At 56.3% G+C, this 26,560-nt stretch carries 22 protein-coding genes and 1 tRNA gene; 7 read left to right on the top strand and 16 right to left on the bottom strand.

From position 1 onward, the window contains the following. Positions 1-180: 180 nt before the first annotated feature. The 4 genes from PT279_RS01005 to PT279_RS00990 form a co-directional block, all read right to left on the bottom strand. Positions 181-1,065 (bottom strand): carbohydrate ABC transporter permease, encoded by an 885-nt coding sequence (locus PT279_RS01005; protein ID WP_277165193.1) that lies wholly within the window; start codon positions 1,063-1,065, stop codon positions 181-183. Between the two features lie 171 nt (positions 1,066-1,236). Continuing rightward, a complete protein-coding gene (locus PT279_RS01000; RefSeq protein WP_277164593.1) occupies positions 1,237-2,175 on the bottom strand; it encodes a sugar ABC transporter permease in 939 nt (312 codons plus the stop codon). A gap of 81 nt (positions 2,176-2,256) precedes the next feature. Beyond that, on the bottom strand, positions 2,257-3,564 hold the full coding sequence (locus PT279_RS00995) for an ABC transporter substrate-binding protein (protein WP_277164591.1): 1,308 nt from the start codon (positions 3,562-3,564) through the stop codon (positions 2,257-2,259). Between the two features lie 219 nt (positions 3,565-3,783). Beyond that, entirely contained in the window at positions 3,784-4,971 is a 1,188-nt protein-coding gene (locus PT279_RS00990) for a LacI family DNA-binding transcriptional regulator (RefSeq protein ID WP_277164589.1), read from the bottom strand. Positions 4,972-5,633: 662 nt separating this feature from the next. On the opposite strand from PT279_RS00990, the gene PT279_RS00985 reads away from it, so the two are divergent. The 4 genes from PT279_RS00985 to PT279_RS00970 all read left to right on the top strand — a co-directional run bounded on the left by PT279_RS00985 (position 5,634) and on the right by PT279_RS00970 (position 10,103). Beyond that, on the top strand, positions 5,634-6,353 hold the full coding sequence (locus tag PT279_RS00985; RefSeq protein WP_277165191.1) for a VTT domain-containing protein: 720 nt from the start codon (positions 5,634-5,636) through the stop codon (positions 6,351-6,353). Positions 6,354-6,807: 454 nt separating this feature from the next. Beyond that, complete coding sequence (locus PT279_RS00980; RefSeq protein ID WP_277164587.1) at positions 6,808-7,632, top strand: (Fe-S)-binding protein; 825 nt, start codon at positions 6,808-6,810, stop codon at positions 7,630-7,632. Beyond that, the gene (locus PT279_RS00975; RefSeq protein WP_277164585.1) at positions 7,629-9,398 is read left to right on the top strand and encodes a LutB/LldF family L-lactate oxidation iron-sulfur protein; all 1,770 of its coding nucleotides are present in this window, start codon (positions 7,629-7,631) and stop codon (positions 9,396-9,398) included. The genes PT279_RS00980 and PT279_RS00975 overlap by 4 nt, the downstream gene beginning before the upstream one ends. Before the next feature lie 3 nt (positions 9,399-9,401). Next, positions 9,402-10,103, top strand: a complete 702-nt coding sequence (locus PT279_RS00970) for a lactate utilization protein C (RefSeq protein ID WP_277164583.1) — start codon at positions 9,402-9,404, stop codon at positions 10,101-10,103. A gap of 118 nt (positions 10,104-10,221) precedes the next feature. Here the strand turns inward: PT279_RS00970 and PT279_RS00965 are convergent, their stop codons facing one another. The 6 genes from PT279_RS00965 to PT279_RS00940 all read right to left on the bottom strand — a co-directional run bounded on the left by PT279_RS00965 (position 10,222) and on the right by PT279_RS00940 (position 16,757). Then, positions 10,222-10,914 carry an L-ribulose-5-phosphate 4-epimerase gene (locus PT279_RS00965; RefSeq protein ID WP_277164581.1) on the bottom strand — a complete coding sequence of 231 codons (693 nt, stop codon included), beginning with the start codon at positions 10,912-10,914 and terminating at the stop codon, positions 10,222-10,224. Positions 10,915-11,255: 341 nt separating this feature from the next. Continuing rightward, the gene (locus tag PT279_RS00960) at positions 11,256-12,623 is read right to left on the bottom strand and encodes an MFS transporter (RefSeq protein ID WP_277164579.1); all 1,368 of its coding nucleotides are present in this window, start codon (positions 12,621-12,623) and stop codon (positions 11,256-11,258) included. A gap of 145 nt (positions 12,624-12,768) precedes the next feature. Beyond that, complete coding sequence (locus tag PT279_RS00955) at positions 12,769-13,719, bottom strand: sugar kinase (RefSeq protein WP_277164577.1); 951 nt, start codon at positions 13,717-13,719, stop codon at positions 12,769-12,771. 526 nt (positions 13,720-14,245) lie between these two features. Then, a complete protein-coding gene (locus tag PT279_RS00950; RefSeq protein ID WP_277164575.1) occupies positions 14,246-15,097 on the bottom strand; it encodes an L-ribulose-5-phosphate 3-epimerase in 852 nt (283 codons plus the stop codon). Continuing rightward, positions 15,094-15,762 (bottom strand): 3-keto-L-gulonate-6-phosphate decarboxylase UlaD, encoded by a 669-nt coding sequence (locus tag PT279_RS00945; RefSeq protein ID WP_277164573.1) that lies wholly within the window; start codon positions 15,760-15,762, stop codon positions 15,094-15,096. The genes PT279_RS00950 and PT279_RS00945 overlap by 4 nt, the downstream gene beginning before the upstream one ends. Positions 15,763-15,767: 5 nt before the next feature. After that, positions 15,768-16,757, bottom strand: coding sequence for a hypothetical protein (locus PT279_RS00940; RefSeq protein WP_277164571.1), 990 nt, complete (start codon positions 16,755-16,757; stop codon positions 15,768-15,770). A gap of 329 nt (positions 16,758-17,086) precedes the next feature. On the opposite strand from PT279_RS00940, the gene PT279_RS00935 reads away from it, so the two are divergent. Beyond that, positions 17,087-18,052: a sugar-binding domain-containing protein gene (locus PT279_RS00935; protein ID WP_277164569.1), complete on the top strand. Its 966-nt coding sequence runs from the start codon at positions 17,087-17,089 to the stop codon at positions 18,050-18,052. Between the two features lie 215 nt (positions 18,053-18,267). Beyond that, positions 18,268-18,340 (top strand) — tRNA-Ala (locus tag PT279_RS00930). A gap of 36 nt (positions 18,341-18,376) precedes the next feature. Here the strand turns inward: PT279_RS00930 and PT279_RS00925 are convergent. The 4 genes from PT279_RS00925 to rhmD form a co-directional block, all read right to left on the bottom strand. Beyond that, positions 18,377-19,282, bottom strand: a complete 906-nt coding sequence (locus tag PT279_RS00925) for an HAD family hydrolase (RefSeq protein WP_277164567.1) — start codon at positions 19,280-19,282, stop codon at positions 18,377-18,379. 156 nt (positions 19,283-19,438) lie between these two features. After that, positions 19,439-20,248: an IclR family transcriptional regulator gene (locus tag PT279_RS00920; protein ID WP_277164565.1), complete on the bottom strand. Its 810-nt coding sequence runs from the start codon at positions 20,246-20,248 to the stop codon at positions 19,439-19,441. A 127-nt stretch (positions 20,249-20,375) separates the two neighbouring features. Beyond that, the gene (locus tag PT279_RS00915; RefSeq protein ID WP_277164563.1) at positions 20,376-21,146 is read right to left on the bottom strand and encodes an HpcH/HpaI aldolase/citrate lyase family protein; all 771 of its coding nucleotides are present in this window, start codon (positions 21,144-21,146) and stop codon (positions 20,376-20,378) included. Positions 21,147-21,205: 59 nt separating this feature from the next. Continuing rightward, the gene (gene rhmD / locus PT279_RS00910) at positions 21,206-22,432 is read right to left on the bottom strand and encodes an L-rhamnonate dehydratase (RefSeq protein ID WP_277164561.1); all 1,227 of its coding nucleotides are present in this window, start codon (positions 22,430-22,432) and stop codon (positions 21,206-21,208) included. 392 nt (positions 22,433-22,824) lie between these two features. Here rhmD and PT279_RS00905 point away from each other — a divergent pair, with 392 nt between their 5' ends. Beyond that, a complete protein-coding gene (locus tag PT279_RS00905; RefSeq protein ID WP_277164559.1) occupies positions 22,825-24,180 on the top strand; it encodes an MFS transporter in 1,356 nt (451 codons plus the stop codon). 244 nt (positions 24,181-24,424) lie between these two features. Here the strand turns inward: PT279_RS00905 and PT279_RS00900 are convergent, their stop codons facing one another. Both PT279_RS00900 and PT279_RS00895 read right to left on the bottom strand, forming a co-directional pair. Then, positions 24,425-25,117, bottom strand: coding sequence for a helix-turn-helix transcriptional regulator (locus PT279_RS00900; RefSeq protein ID WP_277165189.1), 693 nt, complete (start codon positions 25,115-25,117; stop codon positions 24,425-24,427). 389 nt (positions 25,118-25,506) lie between these two features. Further along, positions 25,507-26,559: a DnaJ C-terminal domain-containing protein gene (locus PT279_RS00895; protein ID WP_277164557.1), complete on the bottom strand. Its 1,053-nt coding sequence runs from the start codon at positions 26,557-26,559 to the stop codon at positions 25,507-25,509. Position 26,560: the final 1 nt, after the last annotated feature.

Below are 26,560 nucleotides of genomic sequence, written 5' to 3'. Positions count from 1 at the left end.
CTCTGATTGCGCCATAGTTGCACCATATACAAGCCACTCATCCACTTCCAGCGGCCCAAATATGGCGCAACCCACCAATCCCGCCATTTTCAAAGCCACTCAACTTCTCTCAGCGGCTTGAAAATGGCGACAACATAGACTTGCGCCATATTCAAGCCGCCAGACCAGCTGAAGAACCAGCTACTTCACCGCGCCGGCGACGATGCCCTGGTTGAGCTTGCGCTGGAAGATGATGAAGAAGATGATGGTCGGAATGATGCTCAACAGCGACGCGGCGGCCAAGGTGGTCGCGTCCATCGTGTGCTGGCCCTGCAGGGTGGCGAGCGCCAGCGGCACGGTCTGCACGTTGTCATCCATCAGGAAGGCCATCGGGATCATGTATTCGTTCCAGGTCCACACGAAGAAGAAGACGAACAGGACGCTGATGGTCGACCACGAAATCGGCAGCACAACCTTCAGCAGCGTCTCCCAGCGGGTTGCGCCGTCAAGCGTGGCCGCCTCAAGGATGGCTTGTGGGAAGGTGCCGTATACCGAGGAAAGCAGATAGGTGCCGTATGCGCTTTGGATGATGGTGAAGATGACGACGATCGCCCATTGCGTGTTGTAAAGGCCGATGTGCTTGAACATCGTGTAAAGCGGGAACAGCAGCGCTTCCTGCGGCATCATGTTGGCGAGCATGATCGCCAGGATGATCCAGCGGTTGCCTTTGACCTTACCGATGCCCAGTGCGAAGGAGTTGAGCACGGAAAGCACCACGCCCAGCACCGCGACGATCAGCGAGATCAGCAGGGAATTGCCCAGCTTCACCGGGAAGTCGCTCATCTTCCAGAAGCTGACGATGCCGCTCATCGTGGGGTGCGCCGGCAGGGATAGCGGGCCGGTGGCGTTGTAGTCGCCGATGGTCTTGAAGGCGTTCATGGTCAGGATGATGATCGGGAAGAGCATGATCACAGCACCTACAATCAGGAGGATCAGCGCCATCCAATCGCCCCACGACCTTATGTGTTTGGCTTTGGGGTTGACCTGCGCGGTTTTCGCCTCGCTTTGTTCCCGTTCGCCGCTCATAGCGGTTTTTGCATCACCTTGCCCGGAAGACGAGCTGGTTTGCGCCATGCGAACGTAGCGCAAACTGCGCGCGTTGCGCCTTACGGTTTTAATGGCCGTTGACTTTGCACCTGATTTTGCGTTGCCCATTGCGGCAGCCGATATTGTTGCTTCAGACATGTTGCACTCCCCTCAGTCGTCCATGTTCTTCTCGACATGGCCCTGGAAAATCGTGAACACCACGGAGAACACGATGATGACCAAGGTCAGCGAAGTCGAGATGGCGGCGCCGTAGCCGACCTGATGGATTTGGAAGAATTGGTTGTAGGAATAATAGGACGGCACGATCGTTGTGGTGCCGGGGCCGCCTTTGGTCAGCAGATAGACCGGGCCGAAGGTCTTCAGCGCGCCGATGGTGGCGGTGAGGATGACGACCATCAGCTCCGGCATGATCGACGGCAAGGTGACCACGCGGAACTTCTGCCACCAGTTTGCGCCGTCAAGCCCAGCGGCTTCGTAAAGCTCGGGGTCGACGCGCTGCAGGCCGGACATGAATATCACAATCGGATAGCCCAGCTGAATCCAAATGAGGATGAACATCAGGCTTGGCAGGGCGAGTTTCGGGTTGCCGAGCCAGTTGATGGCGACCGGGCCGCTGGTGAACTTGGCGATGAGCGCGTTGATGGCACCGTCGTCCGGGCGGAAGATCCAGCCCATGATGATGGCGGCGACGGCCACCGGCAGCAGCTGCGGAAGATAGTAGAGCGCGCGGATGAACGAAGCCGTCTTGGAGCCGAACTTTTTCTGGATGACGTCGGTCAATACCGAGGAAATCAGCAGGCCGAGGATGGTCGGAATGACCACGATGGCCACGATGATCCAGAACGAATTAAGGAACGATTTCCAGAACGTCGCGTCGGCCATCAGCCGGATCCAGTTCTTGGTCCCGACGAACTTCAACGGCCCCACCCCGCGCCAACGCGTGAAGCTCAGGCAGACGTTCCACAGGAACGGGACGATGATGATGACCGCTAGCCCGAGAACGCCAGGAATGAGGTAGGGAATGAATTTCGAGGATTTATTGCCGGGAAGGCGCGACATTGCGGGCCTCTTGGCTTTGTCTTTTTGCATTACAACCTCCTTGGAAGTAATGAACTGATGAATTAATGGTTGCGCCGATTGGGGCAGATCGGAACGGAACGAAAACGCCGCTCAATCCTTGAAGCCCATGTCGACCACACCGGTGTCGTAGGACTTGTGAAGCGAATCGAGCACCTGCTTGGGCGTCTCGGTGCCGTTGACGAGCTCCTGGAATTGCGCGGAGATGTCGTCGGTCAGGTTCGAGGCCGGGTAATCCGGGTAGTAGGAAAGATCGCCTTTCTTGGAATACTGGGAATATTCCTTGATCATCTCTTGATTCTTCACGTTGGTGATCTTGCCCATATCGGCCGCCAACGGGATGCCGCCGGCATTGCCGATACCGTCCTGGTTCTCCACGAACAGGACGTTGTTCAGAAGCTTCGCGGCAAGGTCCTTGTGATGCGATTTGGTGGGGATGGTCAGCAGATTGCCCGTGCAGCCCTGCAGCATCTTGGTGCCCGGCAGCGCGGCCGCGGTCCATTCGAAGTTCTTGACCTGGTCGATGAAACGGCTTTGGTTCCACGTTCCGGTCTGGTAGATCGGATATTGACCGCCTTTGATGAAGGAGTTTGTGGTGTCTTCGGCCTTGAGGCCCGTGGCGCTGCGGGAGATATAGCCTTCCTTGACCCAATCGTTGATGGTGTTGGTGGCATAGGTCAGCGGTTCGGCGTTCCAGTTGACATCGTGCTTGTACATCTGCCAGTCGGCGATGAATTTCTTGTCGGACTTCGTGCCAACAAGCGACCACCAGAGCCACATCACGCCGTATTCCTGGGCATCGGCGGCAATCGGCGTGATGCCATGCGACTTGAACTGCTTGCACGCCTGCTCGAATTCAGCCATCGTGGTGGGAATCTTGATGCCGTATTTGTCGAACATCGTCTTGTTGTAATAGACACGCTGATATTCGGCGTAGCTGGGCAGACCGACCCACTTGGTGCCATCCATGATGCCCATCGCATCATATTTGGCGATTGAGGCGTCGGCTTTGGTGATCTTCTTGTCCCAACCGTATTTCTTGACGTACGGCTTCAGATCGCTTAAGAGCTCCATCGAGGAAAGCATGCCGGCCGAGCCGTTGCCGCGGTTGGATTCCATGATGTCCGGAGCCTGGTTCGAGTCAAGGAACTGGCTGGAGTTCTGCGCGATCTGCGTGAACGACTTGACTTCGAATTTCACCTTGACACCGGTCTGTTTGGTGAACTGGTCGGCCGCCTTCTTCCAAGCCTCAGTCTGGGCCGCGGTCGGCAAATCATAATACCAGAACGAGATGCTTTGCGGATGCGCGTCGTCCTGGGCGTTGCTCGACCCGCAGGCCGAAAGCGCCGTCAACGAGAGCACCGCCGCGAGCGCTGTCGCGACAATCTTCCTTATCTTCATCTTTCCTCCTTGAATGTTTACTTATGAATGGAATTAAGCTACTTATAATCGAAACGTTTCGATTTACAGGACAATAAAACTGCTTTTTCTATTTTCGCGCAGTTTCCTTACTTCATTGAAAGGCAGAATCAAAAGCCGTCACGCGCACCGGGCCCTCATCGCTGAAAACCTGGCCACCGGGCCGCCGGTCCTTCACTCAACTCAACGTTTGGTATCGAGTCAACCCATAGGCTCCCCCTCCAGGTCACTGCTTTGAAGAGCAGAGGCGATTGGTCTCGAAGTCGAAGTTCCACAGTTCGCGCGAGCCGAACCCTCCGGCTGTGTCTGCTCCGTCCGTCTGCCGTCAAAAGACGCGGAAACGGAAGTCTCATCGTCGCCAGAACCCAAATTTTGCGGGGCGGAAGCAAGCGAACCGCGATCGATGAATTTTGGATCGATCAGCGTCACCTGTCCGGCGATGCCCTGACGCTTTTCAATCGATGAAACCAACGAGCCCATGGCGATCGAGCAGAGGCGTTCCGGCTCGAATGGTTCCTCGCTGACCGGCCGGCGCATCGGTTCATCACGCAGAAAAGTGCCGCAGGAAAGCACCGAGATATCCTCAGGGATTTTCAAACCGGCGGACATCAAAGCGGTTACCGTCAGATTCAAAATATTGATCCCGGTCTGACTAACCAAAGCCGTCGGGCGTGGATTTTGCACAAGCATATCAGCCACGAATTTTCTGGCGTCGAACGTTGCGTTGTCGACGGGGCCGGATTCGAAGACCTCAAGCCCGATTTCGTCGGCACGTGCGAGGAACGCCTCGTGGAATAAAAGCACATAACCGGCACGGCGCTCGTAGTCAATCTCCTGGGCACGCAGCAACACGACCCGACGATGCCCCAACGCAAAAAGCCTGTCGGCGCTACGTCGACCCATCTTGGCGAAATCAATATCGATGCAGGCGCAATCCCTATGGCTTTTCGGCAGTCCGATGGCCACGCAGGGCTTGCGGTATCGGGCGGCATGCGTCACACGCGCATCACGCTCCTCCACGTCGAGCAGGAGCACACCGTCGACGAGATTGCTGTGTGTCACGCGCTCAATATCGTCCACGGCATCGGGGCCGGTAAGAAACAGCACATCATAGCCGGCGCTTCTGGCCTGCCAGGCGGACTGCATGAAGTAGGCACTATATTGCATCTGGTTCATGCCCTCGTGCATCGGTTCGCTGATGGCGATGATGTGGTTTAACCGGCCGCGCATCTTCTGCGCGCTGGCGTCGGGGATATAGCCGAGCTCGTCGATGGCCTTCAAGACCTTGTCGGTGGTTTTCGAGGATATGGGGCGCTTACCGGACAGCACATAGGAAACGGTGGAAACGGACACTCCCGCCGCCTTTGCAACGTCCTTGATGCCGGCCATGCGCTCATCTCCTTCTGCATTCCTTGCACGGCACTGGCGCAACGACCACTTAGTCGCTTGGTCGCCAAAGTCGCCCGCTGATCGCTTCAATTTCGATTAATATTATCGAAACGTTTCGAGACTTTCATTAGTTTATAATAAGGTCCATTAAAAAGTCAATTTTTTGATTTCTTGAACGTTTCTTACCTTTATTATCTAATTCACGATTCGCCGCCAAAAGCCGTCAATCGCTATGATGCCCGGTCTCAGCGGCTTAAATATGGCGCAAACGGCTCAATCCCGCCACATTCAAACCGCCGACCAACCCCCAGCGGCCCAATTATGGCGCAAACGGGCGGCGGAACCCGACAAGTGCGATGTCCGCTTAAGACCGGGGTGGATCCGCTCCTTCCCGCGTCCGCAAGAGCGAAAATCAACTCCACTTCTGAGTTTGTGCAGATTCATGGAAAACTCAGTTAACGCCAAGCCCTATCCATGCCTCGGCTGATAAAGTGGCGAAGGTTAAAGAACCTTGGGAGCTCAGGCAGGCAGTCCGACATGGAGACGCACGTCGAAGCCCGCGCCGCTCTTCGAGTTTCTCTACAGCGGATTTACGTAACGCCTCCCCATTGCGGTTCAAGCGCGAAGGCGACACCACAGATTTCAGCGACAGACGGGACACCATGGGCTTCATTCACTTTCTCATCGAGCTTCTGAAAGACCCGCGCACCATCATCGCCGGCTGGATCTCGATGGGGGTGGCGCCGACACTCGGGTTCATCTTCCTCATCGTCTTCATCGAGACCGGCGTGGTCTTCTTCCCGTTCCTGCCCGGTGACTCGCTGCTCTTCGCCGCCGGCTTCTTCGCCGCGCCCGACGCTGTGACCGGTAAGTCCGCACTTCCTTTGATCGCGCTGCTGCCGGTTGTATGGAGTGCGCCCATCATCGGCGACCAATGCAACTACTTCATCGGTCATTTCTTCGGCCGCAAGATCATCGAAAGCGGCAAGGTCAAGGCCATGACCCCCGAACGCCTCGCCAAAACGGAAGCCATGATCGACAAATGGGGGCCGCTCGCCGTCTTCCTCGGCCGCTTCTTCCCCTTTATCCGCACGTTCATGCCCTTCATCTCCGGGCTTTCTGGGATGCGCTGGCGCAGGTTTACGCCCTTCTCGATGCTCGGCGGGCTCACCTGGTCGACGCTCTTCACCCTGCTCGGCTACTTCTTCGGCGGCATTCCCATCGTTCAGAAGAATTTCGAGCTGGTCATCGTCGCCATACTCGTCATTTCGCTTTTGCCCACCATCATCGGCCTGCTGAAGGCGAAGTTCGGCAAGAAAAAAGACAACGGCGAAGCCACAGGCGCTTCCATCACGCTCGAAGAAGGCGAAGCCTCCGAATGAACGGCGTCTTGTCGGTAAAATTAGATGTCAAACGTTATTATCATCTTGAAACCTACCATTTGCTGGCTAACAGAAAATAAAAAAGACTGCTCAATGAAAACAGCGGAATCAAGCAAAATGCGTTTCGATATCTTTAAAAACGCCGCAAACCGATAGAAGTATAGGCTTGGCCTATACTTATTAAATCGGCTAGTTCATTTGGTTTATCGACTTTTCCAAGTCTTCTATTGCAACAATAATATGCAAGATGGCTAATTTTATTGAAAAATGTGAGCAAACTCACATTGACAATTTCCGATTTACGATAAATCGCGGCCTTTTTTAAATCTTTGGCATATATCGTTATAAGTTGAAGGTTATTTTTGATGGAAAATTGAACGTTATATTTACGCGCAAAGAAGCCATCGATACAAGCCTAATACTAATAAGTCTAAGGCCACTCGAAGGAGTCAAGATGAAGGTAGTGATTTTCTCCACCTGCCTGGTCGACCTGATATTTCCCAACGTCGGGAAAGCCATGGTCGAAGTTCTGGAAAGGTTCGGCTGTGAAACTTACATGCCGATGCAACAGATCTGCTGCGGGCAGATCACGTTCAACAGCGGGTATGTCAAGGAATCCAAAAAGGTAATGCACAATGAAATCGACGCACTGATGAGCGTCGACGCGGACTACATCGTCGGGCCCGCCGGTTCCTGTGTCAATATGCTCAAGGAATTGCAGTTCCACCTGCCCAAGGGCGATGACGCATACAAGGCCAAGGCCCACGAAATGGCCAACAAGACCTACGAATTTTCGCAGTTCCTCTACCGTGTGCTCGGCGTGCTCGACGCGGGCGCGGAGCTTGACGCTGTGGCCACCTACCATCGTTCCTGCCATATGACCCGCCTGCTCGGCGAACGCGAGAGTCCTTACATTCTGATGGACCACGTTAAGGACCTCAAGGTCCAGGAGCTGCCTCACATCGAAAACTGCTGCGGTTTCGGCGGTATGTTCTCCATGAAGATGCCCGAAGTCTCGCGGGAAATGGTCAACGAGAAGGTCGCGGACGTTGAGAGCACCGGTGCTCAGATACTGATTTCCTGCGATCCCGGCTGCCTGATGAACATCGGCGGACGTTTCAACCGGCTTGGCAAGAAAATCACCATCATGCATCTGGCGGAAGTGCTCAACAGCAATGTCGACATGAGCCGCGTGAAGTATGTCGACGCCGCACAGCGCAAGGCCATCGACCAACAGACCCTGCAACATTCCAACGCGCACGAGGAGGCCTTGGTATGAGCAACACCCAGATGGACGACACCCTGTTCAAACGCACCGGCAAGAAAACCGGCACGATGCTGCAATATGGCGATCCCGATTTCGTCAAGCGCGTCGAAATCAATGAAAAAGACAAGTTCGCACACAAGGCCATTTCCAACGCGCAAGACGCCCAGTGGGTCAAGCGCGAGACCGCCCGCGCCGAACTCGGCAACTGGGAAGGCTGGCGTGACCTCGGCGAGCAGATTCGCCAGCAGTGCGTACGCTACCTGCCCGACTATCTTGAGGAGTTCTCCGATAACGTTGAAAAGCGCGGCGGACACGTCTTCTTCGCGCAGACCGACGTCGAGGCCCGTGATTTCATCACCGACTTGGTGAAGAAAAAGCAGGCGCACAAGATCGTCAAGCCGAAGTCCATGGTCACCTCGGAAATCGGGCTCGACAAGGCGCTGCTGAAGATTCCTGATGTCAAGGTCACCGAAACCGACTTGGCCGAATTCATCCTCGAGCTCGACCACTGGGACGAACCCTCCCACCTCGTCTTCCCTGCCCTGCACAAGAACCGTGACGAGGTGCAGAAACTCTTCCAAAAAATTGGCTACACCGGCGACAACGACCCGCAGCACGAAGCGCGTTTCTCCCGCAAAGTGCTGCGTGAGCGGTTCCTTGAGGCCGATATGTCCATCACCGGCTGCAACTTCGCCGTAGCTGACCAGGGCATGGTCAACATCGTCACCAACGAAGGCAACGCCGATCTTTCCATGTCCATCGCGCCCACACAGGTGGTCGTCATGGGTATGGAACGCATCGTGCCGACGCTGCGCGAGGCGGAGACGATGGACAACATGCTGGTCCGTTCCGCCGTTGGTTCCAAGCTTACGTCCTACTGCAGCTTCGTTTCGCCGAAACTTCCGGACGAGGCCGACGGCCCCGAGGACTTCTACGTGGTCATCGTCGACAACGGACGTTCCAACGCGCTGGGCACCGAGTTCGAGCCGATTCTGCAGTGCATCCGCTGCGCTTCCTGTCTGAACGTCTGCCCGATCTACCGCAACATCGGCGGCAAGGGCTACGGCTCCATCTATCCGGGGCCCATCGGCGTCGTGCTCTCCCCGTTGCTGCAAGGCGACTACGACGAATTCCACGACCTGCCCTACGCCTGCTCGCTCTGCTCGGCGTGCACCGCGACCTGCCCGGTGAAGATTCCGCTGCACGAGCTGATTTTGAAGCACCGCGAAGTCGAAATGAACGACAAGCACATGGGCGATCTCATCGCCGACACCGTGATGAAAGTCGTCGGCATGGGTACCGGCCATTCCTCGCTCTTCCGCACCGCGCTCACCTTCGATCACGTCGCGATGAATACTATCGCCAAGAAGGGCGTCAAGGATTCGAGCGGCAAACGCGTGCCCGATACCGCCAAGAATCTCGACGAAAACGGCAAGCACGAGGAATGGATGCCGTTCGTCTTCGGTGGATGGACCAAGGTCCGCGATCTGCCGGAACCGCCGGCCCATTCCAAGAACTTCCGCACCTGGTTCAACGACCGCAAGACCAAGCAGTACAAGGCCGCGGGCAATGATGTGGAGTTCAACAAGGAGCAGGCCAAGATTCTTGCGCAGAACCCGAACACCCCTGACTTCGGATCGTATGACAACAGTGTTTCGGCGCGCAAGGCCGCGAAGAACGGCACTACCGAGCCCGCACCGCTTTCGGATGCGACCGTGCCAGTGGCTCTGGGATCGATAGAGGAAGCCGGCACCGGCAACTATGGGAAGAAGGACTGAGCAATGACCGATCGCGAAGTATTTCTTGATTACCTGGCAGCCAAGAGCGGCCGCCCGCGCCATCAGCTCAAGGATCATCCGATGGTCCCGGTCAACGATCTTCCCGAAAGCACCCTTTCCGGGCATACCCAGGACGAACTGCTTGAAATCGCACGTAAGAACGCGCCTGCGGTTCACGTCGATTTCCAGACGACCGACAAGGCCGGACTGCCTGCCACGCTCAACGAGTTCATCGCGGCCAAGGCCGACGGACGGCTGATGCTGCCCACCTATGACGAGAATTATCAGGCGTTCGGACTGGAAGCCTGGCGCGACACGCTCGACCCGAAGCCTTCTTTCTGGGTGCCGGGTGCGGGGCGCGAAGCCAACATCGATACCGCGAACCATTCGGAGGCAGCCATCGGTTTCGCCGACTTCCTGTGCGCGGAATCCTGCACCATCACCGCTCCGACCACTCCCGGCCAAGGCCGTGCCTTCCACTTCCTGCCGGTTCATTATCTGAGCATCATCCGCAAGTCGAAGATCGTTCCAAGGACCCGCCAAGCGATGGATTACTACGAGCCGGCGCTGAAGTCGGGCGAGCTGAAGACTTCGAACATCAACTTCATCACCGGCACCTCATCGACCGGCGATATCGAGATGGTTCTGGTCGTCGGCGTCCACGGCCCGTTGGATATGACCTATCTGGTCGTCGAGGATATGTGATTGACGTCGCCTTATCTGTTGCCTGACTAGTCACAGGCGATAGATAACAGCTGAGAATAATAAATTGGGCACTCCCTGAATATTCAGGGAGTGCCCAATTGCTATGTACTGATATTTTTTAGTGCTGACCGTATACGTTCTGATAACGGTCATTCAATTTGTCGATATCTTCCTGAGCGATGGGGATGATGTCGCCGATCTGATGGGCGGCCCACATCGTGTGCGCCACCTCTTCGGTCATCGCAGCAGCCTTGACCGCATCCTCTCCGTCCTTGCCGATAGTGAACGGCCCATGATTCTGCATCAGCACAGCCGGCGAAAGCGGGTACTTCTTCAAGGTATCCACCACGCCCTTGCCGATGGCTTCCGAACCAATCAGCTCGAACGGGCCCACCGGAACCGGGCCGCCGAATTCGTCGCCCATCATCGTCAGGCCGCACGGAATGTTCTGGCCGGTGGCCGCCCAAGCCGTCGCGTAGGTGGAATGGGTGTGCACGACGCCATAGACACCGGGCATATTACGGTAAATATAAGCATGAGACTTGGTGTCGGAGCTGGGAGCAGCCAGTCCGTCAACCGGATCGCCGTTGAGGTCGCAGACAACCATCGACTCCGGGGTCAGGCTTTCATAGCGCATGCCGGAGGGCTTGATAACCATCAGATCAGCGGAGCGCAGACGCTGCGAGACATTGCCGGCGGTCCACACCACCAGGTTCCACTTGATCAGCTGCTCGTGCAGCGTGGCGACGACCTCGCGCACCTGCTTGACCTCGGCGCGAACCTCGGGCCCAAAATCATTCAATGTAGTCATAATGGCTGTTCCTTTCAGTTGCGATCACCGCCGACGCGAACGTGACTTCGCAGCACCGGCAATCAACTATTCCTTTTTGATATTTCTAACATACAGTATCTATGTTACCGCTCACATAAGCACGGCGGGGAACGCGGCCGAAACCCGCCGTAAACAAGACACTCACCTCAATCCAATGTTTCTTTTTATGGGGGAACTGCTTAAATCCGCCATAAACAAGCCACTGCGAGCGCATAAGCGACCCTAAAATGTCGCTACAAAAAAATTCCGCCATATTTGAGCCGCTGACAACAAGTGAGCGGATTGAATATGGCGGAACCTGACAACAACCTCATCCGACCTTACAGGCTCTCGAGGTCCTTGCCGCGGGTCTCCTTCGCGAACAGGTAGGTGATCGCGCCGATGACCAGGCAGATACCGAAGAAGCTGAACGCCTTGGTGATCACGGAGATGTCGATGTGCTGAGCGACGAAGCTGCCGCCGACGAGCACGCCCATGAGCGCCGGGCCGATGACCTTGGCGATGGCGCCGAGGCCGTAACCCAGGCCGAGTCCGGTGGAACGCACGTCGTTCGAGAACTGCTCGCCGCCGAAGGCATTGAGGATGCCGAAGGCGCCGTCGGCGAAGGTCATGATGATGAGGATCGCGATGTAGAACGCCCAGCCGGAGCTGTGGAAGAACGCAGCATAGAAGCAACCCAGAGCACCGACCATGCCGAAGATGAACATCGTCCAGCGACGGCCGATGACGTCAGCGAGCCAGGCGGAGCCGAAACGACCGATGCAGTCGGCTACCGAAACGCCCATGAACAGGTAGGCGACCATCTGCGGAGTGAAGTGGAACGCGTCCTTCAAGAGCGTCTGGCCCCAAGACTGGATAGCGAAGCTGCCCATCATGAAGCAGAAGGAACCGATGGTGATGATGACCAGCGGACGCATGTGCTTGCTGAAGAGCTCGCCGTAGCCGACCTTCTTCTCAACCTCGACGGCCGGCAGAGTGCCGACTTCGCTGACCGGAAGTTCCATGGCCCAAGCGAGGGCTTCGCGCGCCTTGTCGTCCTGACCCTTGGTCTGATAGAAACGAGGAGATTCAGGCACATAGTGCAGCCAGACGAGCAGCAGCACAGGCAGAGCGCCGATGGCGATGAGGATGCGCCAGTTGTCGCCGACGATGCTCTGAGAGAGGGAGCCGAGCAGCAGGCCAAGCGGGATGAAGACCGAAGCGAGGCCGGAAAGCATGCCGCGGTTCTTGCTCGGGACGAACTCCTGGACGTAAGGGATGGAGGTGATGTTGAGACCGCCGACACCTACGCCCACGCCGACGCGCAGGAAGGCAAGCAGCGCCCAGGCGCGATCGGGCAGGAACACCGAAAGGACGGTGAAAATGACGAAACAGATCACGCACCACTGGAAGGCGCGCTTACGGCCGAACTTGTCGGCCAGACGTCCCCAGAGAATGGAGCCGATGACGGTGCCGAGGCCCGAGCAAGCCAGAATCACGCCGGCTTCGAAGCCCGTGAGCTTCCAGGCGGTGGTCAGCAGCGAGACGACGAAACCGATGAGGAACATGTCGAAGAACTCCGAGACGTTGCCCAGGATCACCAGGGAGATGATGCTCTTCTGATGGCCGGTCAGCGGCTTGGAATCCATCTGCTCATACGCCGTGACCGGTTTGGTCGACGCCGCTGGAGCGTTTGTATTGGTACTCATATTCTTTTTCCTTGTTTCTTTTTAATATTTTGCAATAATACATGCCGTCGTTTTGAAAGCCCAGACCAGCGGCCTTACGAACCAGCGGACTTAGAGACGAACGGCCTCAGGAGCTAACGGTCTTAAGAACTAACGGACCAACAGGCTATCGGTCGATATCGCTGCCAAGCGGGATGTCCAGCTCGTCGGGACGGATACGGGTCAGGTCGCCCTTGTGGGTGATGGCGAACTTGGACGCGCGCTGGCCCCACTTGACGCCTTCGGCGATGTCGTCGGAAAGGTAGCCATGCAGCGTGGCGGCGACGAACGAATCGCCGGCGCCGGGGCGATCGATGACCGGAACCGGTGTGGTCTTGTATTCGGTGAAGCCTTCGTGGGTGCGCAGGTAGGGGCCGTCCATGTGGTTGGTGGAAACGACGTACTCCGGCTCAAAGCGCTTCATGAGCTCGGCGGTCACCTCTTCGGGCGTGCCGGTGATGCCGAAGACCTTCTCGGCGTCCGCAATCGAGCAGAAGATGACATTGGACTCCTCGGCAATGGGGGTGAGTACCTTGCGCGCCTGTTCGCCGCTCCACAGCTTGTGGCGGAAATTGACGTCCAACGCGAGTTTGGCACCGCGCTCGATGGCATGATCGGCGGCATAGCGCACCACTTCGGCGGTGGTGTCGGTAAGCGCGGCGGTAATACCGGTGACGAACATAAGTTTGGTATCGAGCATCGAGTCCCAGTCGTAATCGTCGATGCCGGTGTCGCGGAACGAGGTCCAATCGCGGTCATAGATGACGTTCGCAGGCATCGGGCCGGCTCCCGGCTCCATGAAGTAGAGGGCCGTGCGGCCGCCGGGCTTACGCACCATGGTCTTCATGTCGACGCCGACGGAACGGTACTCGGTCAAAATGTAATCGCCGAGATCGCCTTCCGGCAGCGAGCTGGTCCACAGCGTCTTGCGCCCGAGCTGGGCCAGCAAGCCGGCGACGTTCGCTTCGGAGCACGCCGGGTTCATCGAAACCGAACGTGTGAACATGAGACGTTCCCCGCTATTGACAGTGAAACGAATCTGGCCTTCACCGATGGTGGAAAGATCATAAGTTGCCATATCAGCACTTCCTTGTAACTAGTTGCTTTATGCCACGAAACGCTTGGAGAGCGTTACGCCTCTTTTCCCGCCGAATTTCCGACAGGCTGATATCACGACGATTCGGACGTTGCCGGATTTTGCGTTTTGCGCAAGGAACAGGAAACCGACACCTTCCGAACCGTCATTTCGGGCTGCAGCCGTGTCACGCAAACACGGCCGAACCGAAAACCGTTGACCTATATCCTTCAGTTGACGCAGACAACGGCGAAGCTGCATCCGACCACAATCACGAGTGCAGAACCATGAAGTTATGTATCAGCGCAACAGACCTGCCTTGGCACCGGTATCAGCGCCAGGCGCAAGCCGTCTGTTTCGTTGTTTCCGATCGCGGTGATGAATTTGCGGCATCAAAGCGGCAGACCACAAATCCATCACCACAATCAGTTGTATTTAATTATAATTATTCAATTATGTTAATTCGTCCATTGCGACATGTTTCGCAACGTTTTGCTTCGAGCCACACGACGCAGGAAACGACAAACCGTCAGCGCGAAGCGACATCGATGCCGGCATCGGCCAGCCAACCGGCGACCTTCTGACGGGCCGCGGAGCTGATCTCGCTGGAATTCGGAGCATCGTCGTTCCACATCTCGAGCATCATCCGGCCGGACCAATCCTGCCGCTTGAGCTCCTTGAATGCGGCGGCGAAATCGGTGACTCCGGTGCCCATGGGGATGCGGCGCGGCTGGCCTGGCAGCACGTCCTTGACGTGGATGGCAAGCATCCGGCCTTCCCCGGCCCGCAGTTCCGAAGTGGTATCGAGCTGCTGCTCGGCGAGGTTGCCGATATCGGGGTACATCGTCAGCCATTGCGAATGAATCTCATCGCAAATCGCGAGACCCTTGGTGATCGAAGTGACATCGTTGCCATCGACGTTCTCGATACCCAGCATCACACCGGCCTGCGCGGCATACGAGGCCGCTCGGCGCAGGGAATCGACGTAACGGGCACGCTGTCCGACGTCCGGCTCCTCGTAATAGGCGTAATACCCGGCGACCTGCACCACAGGGATACCGGCCTCATGGCAAAGGTCGATAGCCTTGCGGAAGATATCGTCGGCTTCCTGGCGGACTTTCGGATCGGCGGAACCCGGCCCCACCTTGCGATGGCAGCTCAGGCACATGCCCCCAATCTGCACGCCTTGGCGGTCGGCCGCGGCTCGGAATTCACGAGCCTGAGCCGGCGACCAATTAAGACGGGCCATACGCTCGGGCGACTCATCGACGGAGATGTCCATGAACATGAACCCGCCGTCGCGCACCTGGACGAAGAACGAATCCCAGTCGTCGGTATGCTTGAGCGCCTTCTCGTAGATGCCAAGCCTGACGGTGCTCATTGCGGCCACACCTCGCTGATGGTGTCCTGCAGATGCTTCGCGGCGGCCAGCGGATCGTCGGCCTTCACGATGCCACGCCCGGAGATGATAACCCCGACCGGCGCACCCTTGAAGAACGGCAGGTCGTCGGCTTTCACGCCGCCGGTGACGGTGACCATGAAGCCCATATCGTGCAGCTCCTTGATGCGCTGGATGTCGTTGGGGCCCCAAGTGAGCTTTCCGGCGACTTCCGCGTCACGCGAGCGGTGCACGATGACCTGCGTGGCACCCAAACGACGCCATTCACGGGCCTGCTCCGGGTCGTACTTCTCACCGAGCTCGATCTGGACTTCGCCGCCGAACTCGTTGGCGACCTTGACGACCTGCTCGACGGTGGTCATCGAAGCGCCGGCCACCACCGAAACCCAGTTGGCTCCGGCTTCGAAGCAGTTGCGGGCGATCAGGGCACCGGCCTCGGCGATGCGCACGTCGGCCAGAATCGTCTTGTTCGGATAGAGAGCACGCACCTCGCGTACGGCCTTGAGACCTTCGGCGATGATGAGGATCGTGCCGCATTCGATGACGTCAATCTGACTTACCGCCTGATTCAACGGGCGCAGGGCGCTCGGCATATCGGTGGTGTCGAGAGCGATCTGCAGCTTCGGACGTTGCAATTTCTCTGCCATCGCGCTCAGCCTTCCTTCTTGAAGGTGAAGAACTTGGCGGCGTTCTTGATCAGGAGCTTGTCGACGTACTCAGGGTCGAAGCCCTCGTCGATCATGCGCGGACCGTCGACGGCGGGGTTGTAATCCACGCCGGAGACGGAGCCATAGGCCTTCTGATAGGAGCGCTTACCGGAATCGGTGCCAAGCAGGATGCGGTCTTCGAAGCCATCCTTCTTAAACGCGGCGAGTTCCTTCATACGGTTGGAATCCGGCTGGTACTTGATGCGGTTGGTGCCGTCGATCTCGAGGTAGACGCCCAGGTCAAGAATCTTCTCGAGGTAATAAATATCGGCGTTGCGCTGGATATGGCCGATGGCGATCTGGTCGGCAGGCACGCCCTGCTTCAGGAGCTCCTGGGCCTGCTCGAGGCCACAGGTGCCGTAAGTGGTATGCGTGTTGACCGGAGCGCCGGTCTCGATGGCGGCAGCGGCAGCGGCCTCGAGGCACTTGTGCTCGAACGGGGTGATTGCACCGTAAGCGGTGCCGACCTTGATGACGCCGGCCTTGTATGGCGTGCGGTTGACGAATGGGCCAGTGTAATCGTTCTGGTCGACGCCCTCGCGGATGTCGGCAATCACGAGTTCGGTGATCTGGTCGACGGAATAGCGGTTGACCCAGTGCGACTGGGTTTCCAGATAGACGTGCTCGCGATGGAAGCCGGTGGCACCGATGACCTTCAGGTCCTTGACGTTCTTGGCGACCTCGACAAGCTTGGCAGGGTCACGGCCGCAGTTGATGGGGCACATATCGACGATGGTGCCGCCGTACTTGCTCCACTTCTTTGAGGCCTCGGCGAAGCGGGTGGCCTCCTCCTCGGCCTTTTCGACGGAATCGAGCTGATGATCGCCATCGATGTAGACCTCGCCGGCGCCGACGCGGATGAGATGGTCGTGGGCGTCGACCACACCGAGGGTGCTCGGATCGACATCGCCCAGAATCGTACGTGCAAACGACATTGTTAACTCCTTGTTTGATTCGCCAACTGTTGATTTGTGGATTGCCGACTGTCTGCCGCCGAATATTCACGGCCGGCTGCCGGTCACTCGCAATTCCTTACGCAACGGATTCGTCCGGATTGCAGACTTTCGAAGCGACAAATCGAAGCCACGGAACTTTTGCAATCTCGTCCACTGCGTTTCGGTTTTTACGATATGCGATTATCGACGGAATAACTCGCCTATCCATGAACATATGTTCATCAAGAAGTACTACAAAAATTTCCCAATATATTAAAAATCTCAAGAAAATCAATATAAAACTTATTAAAATGTGATAAGATGAACATATGTTCAGCGACGAATCATTGGCAACCAGCTCATCACGGCAGCATATCGAACTCGTGCTGCGCGTGGCGCGGTCCTATTATCTGGAAAACAAGACGCAGGCCCAAATCGCTCGCGATATCGGCTACTCCCGCCCCACCGTCTCGCGGCTGCTCAAGGAATCAAGGGACTCGGGGATGGTCCATATTTCCATCGGCCATGAATTGGAACGCATTCGTGAGCTCGAGCAGAAGCTGGAACGCAAATTCGGGCTCAAACATGTGCGCGTGGCAACGGTGAACGACGGCGAAAGCTCGGGCCAGGTCGTACCGAGATACGCGGCGGCGCTGTTCTGCGAACTTTGCAAGCCTGATTCGCTGGTCACTGTCTCCAACGGGCGGGCCGTGGCGGCAACGGTGCATGAAATGCCGATTTGCGAATGGCCAAAATCCAACGTCGCGCAGATGATCGGCGCTCTGAGCCCCGACAACCCGATGATCGACTCCCCCGACATCTGCCGCATGCTCGCCAGCAGGCTCGGAGGCACTTTCACTGCCCTGCCCGTGCCAATGATTCTTTCAAACGCGAAAATCGCCAACAGCATGCGTAAGGAACCACAAATCGCCACAGTTCTCGCACTCGGGGGAGGGGCCGATATCGCCATCGTGGGGGTCGGTGCCGCCACCGAAGACCGGCTGGGCCACATTTTCGATGAATACGTGGATCCCGCCACCGCCCGAACCCTGCACCAGCGCGGCGTCGTGGGGCACATCTGCGGCCATCTCATCGACGCGGAAGGCAATCTCGTCCATTCCGACCTTTACGAGCGCACGATCTCCATCGATTTCGGACGACTCAAAAAAATACCAATGGTCATCGGGGTAGCCTGGGGTGCCGCGAAAGTCAACGCCATCCATGCCTGTCTGGTCGGGCATCTCATCTCCGCCCTTGTCACCGACCAAAAAACCGCCGAGGCCTTGCTGGCCTGATAAAACAGCGGTCAGGCCTGCACATCGCGTTCACTGTTTGCGCCATGAACAAACCACTGACACCGGCCTAGAGGCCTATTTATGGTGCAAAAATATAAACTGCTATATTCCGCCAATCCATGGCCGGCACCGCTTCGCCAACGCGCCAGATTGTGCTTGGGATTGGGTTGTACTAGAATATGTAACGTTGTCTTGAGCGACGAACTCAAAGACATGGGGCTGTAGCTCAGTTGGTAGAGCGCTTCGTTCGCATCGAAGAGGTCGTGGTTTCGATTACCATCAGCTCCACAAGCAGGGTTTCCGGGATTTTCCGGAAGCCCTTTTTCAATCTTCCATAGTTGCCAGCCGCTGCTCGACATAACGTTCAAGCGATTCCGCGGTAAGACTTTCGTAACTATCGATCGAGGCGAACTGGGGGCCGGCAGACGTGTCCGTTCCGATAAAACCGGTTTGGGCTATCGTCGTCGCGCCGGAGGCAGCCGCGGACTCGAGGCCGGTCATCGAATCCTCGAGGGCTACGCATCTCGCCATTTCCCGGTGAAAAGCAGCCAACCGTGTATCATCCGCGGATTCCGCAAAACGGCGAGAAGCAGAAATATTGCGACTATCCACGTTGCCGAGACTATCGGAATCCGATATACGAGACGAAATGCCGGTATGGCTGGTAGCGCCATCGTCTGTCCGGGCCGCCATACCGTTTGCCGTCAGAATCCCTTCCGGAACCTTGACACCTACAATCTTTGCAGCGGCAAGGTACGGCGCGGGATTCGGCTTTTTCGGCAGCTCATCCTCGCCGCAAACATAGCCGACGAACGCGCCTTGCGGAGCCTGGCGCACCAAATTCTCGGCCATGCGCCGAGGCGACGCCGTGACCAGGACCGAGGGGATGCCGGCAGCGACCAGTGAACGCAGCACGTCCTCAACACCTGCAATCCATGGCATATGCTCCGCTTCCTTGCGGGCCACACCTTCGATCATGAGCCGCTGCACTTCGCAGACCGGCAGTTTGGTACCTTTGTCAATCATGAGCTGAGCGACCTGTGGCACCGGCTTGCCCGAGCAGGTCCAGCCGATATCCTCACTCCAATAGCCGCCATGCTCGCGCGCAATGTCCATTTCGACCTGGTGCCAGTAAGGCTCCGAGTCGATCAATGTGCCGTCCATATCCCAAAGCACGGCTTTGAGCAGAGTCGAGCCAGACTTATCATTTGCCGAATGCAGTACCATCATCTAACCTAATTCGTTCTCAAATCGTTTTGCTGACGCACAAAACATCGAAAACCGGCTAACCGTCAAAAGCAACTACCCACAAACCTGTGAACGATTCTCTTTAGCAGTTTCCCTATAATTCTGCACGTGACAAACCATTATAGAGGAAGGCCAAACTCAGGATTCCGACTTTGTAGAGATATCGTCTGAAATCCTATATCCCATCTCTTCAGAAATCTCCTTGGCATATTGCTTGATACGCACTCCCAGCTTGCGCATACGCTCAGTCGGCATAAACGTGGCAATCGCGGAAATCGATATAGCCGCGATAATCTTGCCATTAACCCCTTTGATGGGTGCCCCCACGCAACGTATGTACTTTTGGTTCTCCTCGAGGTCGTATGCGAACCCTTGTCTTGCGAACTTTGCCATCGCATTCGCAAAAATGTTGGCATTGGCATAATCGTGTTCGGGCGAACGGTCTTGCAGGCTCCTGTCCTGCAAATATTGAGAAGTCCAACGCTTGGAATCATCGATGAGAAGCGCCTTGCCGATGCCAGTATAGGTCAACGGCATCCGGCAGCCAGGCCACGAACGAATCTCCACACCTCGTTGGCCATGTATCTTGTCAAGATAAAGCACGCTCCCGCCATCCTCTATAGCTAAGTGAATCGTGTCTTTCGTCTCGTGACCCAAATCGACGAGATATGGGCGAGCGACTTCCTGTATCGAGATGCTGTCGCGGGCCTTAAACCCCAACTCGATAAGAGCTGGCCCCAAGCTCAGGCCGCTTCTGCCTTCATCTCTCAGAAAACGTTCACTGCACAAAGCCTGTACCAATCTATGGGCCGTGCTTCGGTTCAAATGAGTGGAGGCCACAATCTCCTTGAGGTTCCTGGCTCCGTCTGACACCGCCCTCAACACGGCGATTCCATGCATTAACGTCTGTGTTCCTGCTGGAGCTTCATTACCATCCATATAATCCATAATATCGCCATTTTTATCCAATAAACGTTCGAACACGATACAGAAAATGGCCGTGCAGCAAAACCGCAACGGCCATATTCCGTGACTAGAACTTATTGACTTCCGACAGACATTGATGACTCCACGACTACCGGAACTGCTCAAGTTCCTCGCTCAGGGCATGCACATAAAGATCGGTGTCCCCCGCAACTGCGACGAAATTAGCTCCCCAGTCAAAATACTTCTTGGCGAGATCAGTGTCGAAAGCCAGTGATCCTATAGCCTTGCCATGCGAAGCAATCACATCAAAAGCATGGTGGATTGACTTTTGGACATCTGGATTCTCGGCATCGTCTGGATGACCAAGGGAAGCCGACAAATCGGCCGGTCCGACGAACACGCCATCAATGCCATCGACGGAGGCGATCTCATCCACATTCGCAAGTGCTTCCTTGGTCTCCACTTGCACCAAGACGCAAATGTCATCGGCGGCAACGCGCATGTAATCGGAAATCCGCCCCCAACGCCCGGAGCGAGCCAAAGACGCGCCTACACCTCGGAAGCCTTCTGGGGCGTAGTGAGCGGCGCGAACCATTGTTTCGGCTTGTTCTCGAGTGTTGACCATCGGCAACAACAAGGTCTGGGCGCCAAGGTCGAGGACTTGCTTGATGAGCACAGGATCGGAGTTAGCCGGTCGCACGATCGGATTGACCGGATACCCATAAAGGGCGCGCAACTGGTCGAGAATGGTCGTCAGGTCGTTCGGACCATGTTCGCCATCGACCAATACCCAATCGAACCCGGCATCCGCTGAGATTTCAGCAGCGGTCGCCGACCCGAATGCGAGCCACAGGCCCAACAGTTTCCGGTCGCTTTTCAACGCCTCCTTGAAGGCGTTATGTGGATTTGTATATTCCACGGGTTTTCCTTTCCTATAAAATTTATCTCATCTACCTTCAGATGACGCCCAAACGCAAATCAGTGCGTGTAAGGACGCTCGAGCGGGCACTCGGTGTTCAGCTCAACGCCGAAGCCAGGCTTGTCGAGTTCTTCGGCGGTGATGATGCCGTCATGAGGCACGGGCTCACCAATGAGGACCGGGTCGAACTGCGGACGAATGTGATCGGCCTTCGGAGCAACCATGAGCATCTCGCTGAACGGCGTGTTCGTGAAGGTGATGACCGCATGGTGCGAATACACTGAGGAGCCATGAGGAACCACCAGCTGACCATGCGACTTCGCCAAGGCAGCGATCTCGCACAGCGAGGTGATGCCACCGCACCAACCGACATCGGGCTGCAGAATGTCAACTCCTGCCTCGCACAGTTCCTTGAACGAGCTGAGATTACCAGTGTGTTCACCCGTGGTCATCATCATGCCCTTCGGCATATTGGCCTTGAGCTTACGATAGCTCTCAACGTCAGCCGGCGGGAAGGATTCTTCCAGCCACTTGAGGTTATAAGGTTCAGCTGCTTTGGCAAGCTTCGTAGCGTAATTAACGTCCTGGCTCATCCAGCAATCGAACATCAGCCAGAAATCATCGCCGACCTTCTCGCGCATATCTTTAAGACGCGCAATATCTTTCTGGATGCCTTCATCCCCGAAAGCAGAGCTCCAATGCGTCGTCATCTTTCCACCGATGAAGCCCAGTCCCTTAGCGAGATCCGGACGATCGCCGGTCGCGTAGAAGTGGATCTCGTCGCGAACCGCACCCCCGAGGATCTTATAAACAGGCAACCCAAGGACTTTGCCATAAAGATCCCACAGCGCCAAATCAACGCAGGAAATCGTGTTCATCACGACACCGCCGCCACCGGAGTAGAACCAAGTGGAATTAATCATCTGATCGTGGATCAGCTTGATCTGATCAACACGCTTGCCCTCAACAAAACGGTTCAGGTGCTTCTCGACGATGAAGCAGCCAACCTGCCCTGCCGTTGAAATAGCAAAACCTTTGGTACCGTCGGAAGCCTCAACTACAACCACCAGCGTGCCCAGCACGTTGAGGCCGAAGGACTGACGAGACTGCTCATATTCCTTATACTTGCTCATCGGGGTCGCAATATGATTGTCGATCCAATGACCCTTGGGCTGGTCGTGGTAATCGCCACCGCCTTGCCCATGGACTTTGGCAGCGGCACCACCCATATTGTAGGCTCTGATCGCCGTAATCGTTGGTAGCTTCATTGCTGCTTTTAGCGACATATCTGTCTCCTTCATAGACGTTTCAGAACAGCCTCTATACCGTTCTGTATTGCGCAGCCCCACCTAACTACACGTGGTGGAGCCGTTAATTGCCACTATAAGATTCACAAATGGGGCATCCCTATATATGAACAACTCCTCACACAAACGGATAAGCAAACCGCACTTCTCTCTTTATTTTTTAATGTAACCTAAATCACATTTGTTCACATACCGGGACGGCCTTTACCTCCCACATACGATAGTGGCAACAGAGAGAACAGGCTTAAACCTTATTTATGGTCGTCATTAGGCTATATTGCGCGCAACGTCGCGTAAACATTCAATCAAACACAGGCCTGAACTTTTTGTTGCGATATATGTTCGATTTGCCGTGCAACAGGGAGGTTTATATGGCGGAAACAAACGTTTCAACGAAGAGACAGGAAACAACGAAAGAAGATAAGCGGGCAGAGCTGACTCGAATCATCAGCAAGACTGCACGGCACCTTGTTCCGTTCCTGCTACTGATGTACGTCATGGCGTTCTTCGACCGCAGCAACATCAGTTATGCACAGCAGTCATATATGGCAGACACCGGGCTGACCGCTCAAGGATATGCGTTGGGTTCAGGCATGTTCTTCGTCATATACGCGTTCCTCGGCACACCGGCAAACCTGATGCTCCGAAAGGTCGGAGCTCGTAAATGGCTGACGATACTGACCATCGTTTGGGGCATCGTCGGCGCTTCGATGGCGTTTACCAACGGCACCTCTTCCTTCATTATCGTTCGAGTACTACTGGGCGTGGCTGAAGCCGGGTTCTTCCCCGGTGCGATCTACCTGACCACAATTTTCTTCCCGAAGAAGCAACAGGATCAGATACGTGGCCTCTTCTATATGGGCGTTCCGATAGCCATGGTCATAGGCGCTCCGCTTTCCGGCTTGCTGCTGCAGATGCACGGCCTGCTCGGAAAGCCTGGCTGGTTCTGGATGTTCCTCATTGAAGGCATCCTCGCTATTTTCGTCGGCTTTGCGGCTTGGTATTGCCTCGACGATTCACCGCGCGTGGCACGCTATCTCACTCGTGATGAGGGCGAATTGCTCTCGCAGGCAATCGAGGAGGAAGCCAATTCCGGTGAGGTCAAGACCGAATCCAGCATGTCTGGAGCCATCAAATCCTGGCGCGTGTGGGTCCTCTCCATCGTCTATTTCATGATTCAGATTGGCGTCTATGGAATCACCTTCTACCTTCCCACCCAGGTCTCGGGGCTTATCGGCAAGAAAGTCGGCATGACCGTCTCGCTTGTTTCAATGATTCCATGGGCTTGCGCACTTTTGGGAACCTGGCTGCTTCCGAAGATTTCTTCAAAGTATGGCCATCATCCTCAATTCGTAGCCCTTATCCTGCTCGTCACCGGACTGGCCATCGCACTTTCGCCATTCGTCCCGCCCGTGCTCGCCATTGTGTGCCTCTGCTTCGCAGCGACTGGCGTTGTCGCTTCGCAACCAATCTTCTGGAGAATGCCCACCGAGCTGTTCACCGGTGCCGCTCTCGCCGGCGGTATCGGCATGGTCAATATGGTTGGCAATTTCGGCGGATTCTTCGCTCCCAACCTCCGCGTTTGGTTCGATACGTTGTTCGGCACCCTTGGTTCCGGTAAGGCGGGCCTTGTAGCGCTCGGTTCCTTTGTTCTGGTAGGAGCTTTGCTTTCCTGGATCGTAGGATTGTCAGAACGGAAGCCGAAGAACAAAGCCACATCGAAGTAAATAGCCGAACCTCAAAAATCGAGATATAACGGCCAGCTTTCGTCCAGTCAGCGTCAACTAGTCAACGCTGACTGGACGAAAGGTCTGTAAATCTCAAATCGACCTCAATCAAACCAATGGTCTGGGGCTTTTGGAAACACACATTATTGTGCAATATCCAAAAACCTCAGACCATTTTGTTTTCCAGATTCAGCAGTTTACGATTCCGGTTATTTTTGTTTCATCTAAGTGCCACAATAACCAATCACTCGAAATAGTGGCCCCAGACGACCAACGAACGCGGATCAACGAACGGATCGGAATGCGGCGAATCACCCTCAGGCTTCGCGGCATGGCGAGGTTTGTGAGCAGTGGCTTGTGTCTGTGATACCTCGGAGTCAGCACCATCCGCTTGCCTATTTGGTGCATACGAATTGGTGGCATCGTTGGCATAATAGGGTCGGCCGGGGAGCTCGCGCGTGTGGGCCTGCACGTCGTGACGCCAGCGACGGGCCTGACGCGAGCGCTGGATCTCGGTGATGTCACCGTCGGAATCCGCCGCGAAAATGCTGGAACCGCGTGGACGCTCGAGACGCTTCACCTCACGCCGCAACTGACGGTTCTCCTCCTGCAAGTCGAGGATGCGCGAAATACCGGCGAGGTTGATGCCATCCTCCTGGCTCATCTGCTGGGCTTCGGCGAGCTTGTGGACGTCGCGCAGGGAGTAGCGGCGAGCGCCGCCTTCCGTGCGCTGCGGGACGATGAGCCCCTGACGATCATATTGACGCAGAGTCTGCGGATGGATGTTTGCCAGATCCGCAGCGCGACCCACGCTGAAAACCGGCAGATCGATATCGAAACCGACATCATCGGCACCATCCAGATCCGCGCGCTGCTCGACCAGCGCGACCGCGCACAGTCCATAGAGTGCCTGTACCTCACGAGAAATTCGAGCCATCATTCACCTCCGCTCGTCATTGTCCATAACTTCATTCATAACGTATGACGTTGACCGCCTTATCCGTCATTGTCATACAAACTGCCTAGCCGACCCAGAACTGCTTGATTGGCCTATCCGTAACATTCTTACACGGTCACGAATAGACCAATCAGACAGCCTATCGCTCGACTCGGTAAATGCGATCGGCAATCGCTATTCACCAAATCAATATGTCAAACACATATCCCAACTAGCATTCAAACCAAAGCAGCGGTTCTTTCAGCCAGCCGTTTTCATCGCGAGGTTCGGCGGCCGATTACAACCAACCAGCCGACAAATCAATTACCCAAACTCAAGCCGGATATTGCCTATCCCCTACCCGGCTTTTCGCCTCCACACCACGCGAATCACTCGCGCTCTTTGGCCACCTCGTCGACGAACTCGCCGGAATTCTTGTCGAATTCCTTGGCATCGTGCTTCTGCGCCATGCTGGGCCTGCTCGGCACGCGAATCTCAACGCGTCCGACCAAGTCGCCATCACGGCCAGGAACACCCTTGCCGCCGACACGCACCTCGGTGCCGCTTGACGTGCCGGCCGGCACGCGGAACGTCACTTCGTTGCCATCGAAGTCCAACGCCTTGACGCGCGCGCCCGCAACGGCCTCGCCGATGGTCACTGGCAACGGCATCACGATGTTGTTGCCGTCGAGGCTAAACTTCGTGTCGTTCTTCACGTGAATCTGCAGGTACATATCTCCTGCGGACCCGCCGTTGGAACCAAGCTTGCCCTTGCCGGGAAGCCGAATCTTCTGCCCGTCCTTCACACCGGCCGGAATATGGGTCTTGAACTTGCGTCCGCCTGCTTTAAGCGAGACGGTCGCACCCTTCACGGCCTGACGGAACGTCAGCGTGATCTTCGAGTTACGATCCTCGCCGCGCACCGGTTCCTGCGGTTCGCGGTAAGTGCTCGACCCACCACCGAAACCGGAGCCGTAAGACGAGCCCGTTCCCGCACCTGCATAGCCGCCGGCACCCTGGCCAGCCGCGTTGCCGAACATCGAGAAGATGTCGTTGAGGTTGGTCGGACCACCACCGGAGGTCGAGAAACGAACCCCACCGGGGCCGCCGGCACCTCCGCCAAACATCGAACCGAAGATGTCGGAGAAGTCGGAGGCGCTGCCGCCGAATCCGCCTTGTCCGGAGCCGCCGGCGAACCTTGCGCCGCCACCCGCGAACTGGCGAATCGCGTCGTACTTGCGCCGCTGATCCTCGTTGTTGAGCACATCGTAGGCCTCCGAGATGTCCTTGAACTTCTCCTCGGCCTCTTTGGTCTTGTTGAGATCGGGATGGTACTTACGCGCGAGCTTGCGGTAAGCCTTGGTAATCTCTGCGCTCGTCGCGTCCTTGGAGACGCCGAGCACCTTGTAAAAATCTTTATCTAGCCATTCATTCTCAGCCATA

It is taken from the genome of Bifidobacterium sp. ESL0784 (assembly GCF_029433295.1).
Classification (GTDB): Bacteria; Actinomycetota; Actinomycetes; order Actinomycetales; family Bifidobacteriaceae; genus Bifidobacterium.
The sequence above is the reverse complement of the archived record's forward strand: the minus strand, read 5'-3'. Positions and strand labels throughout refer to the sequence as shown.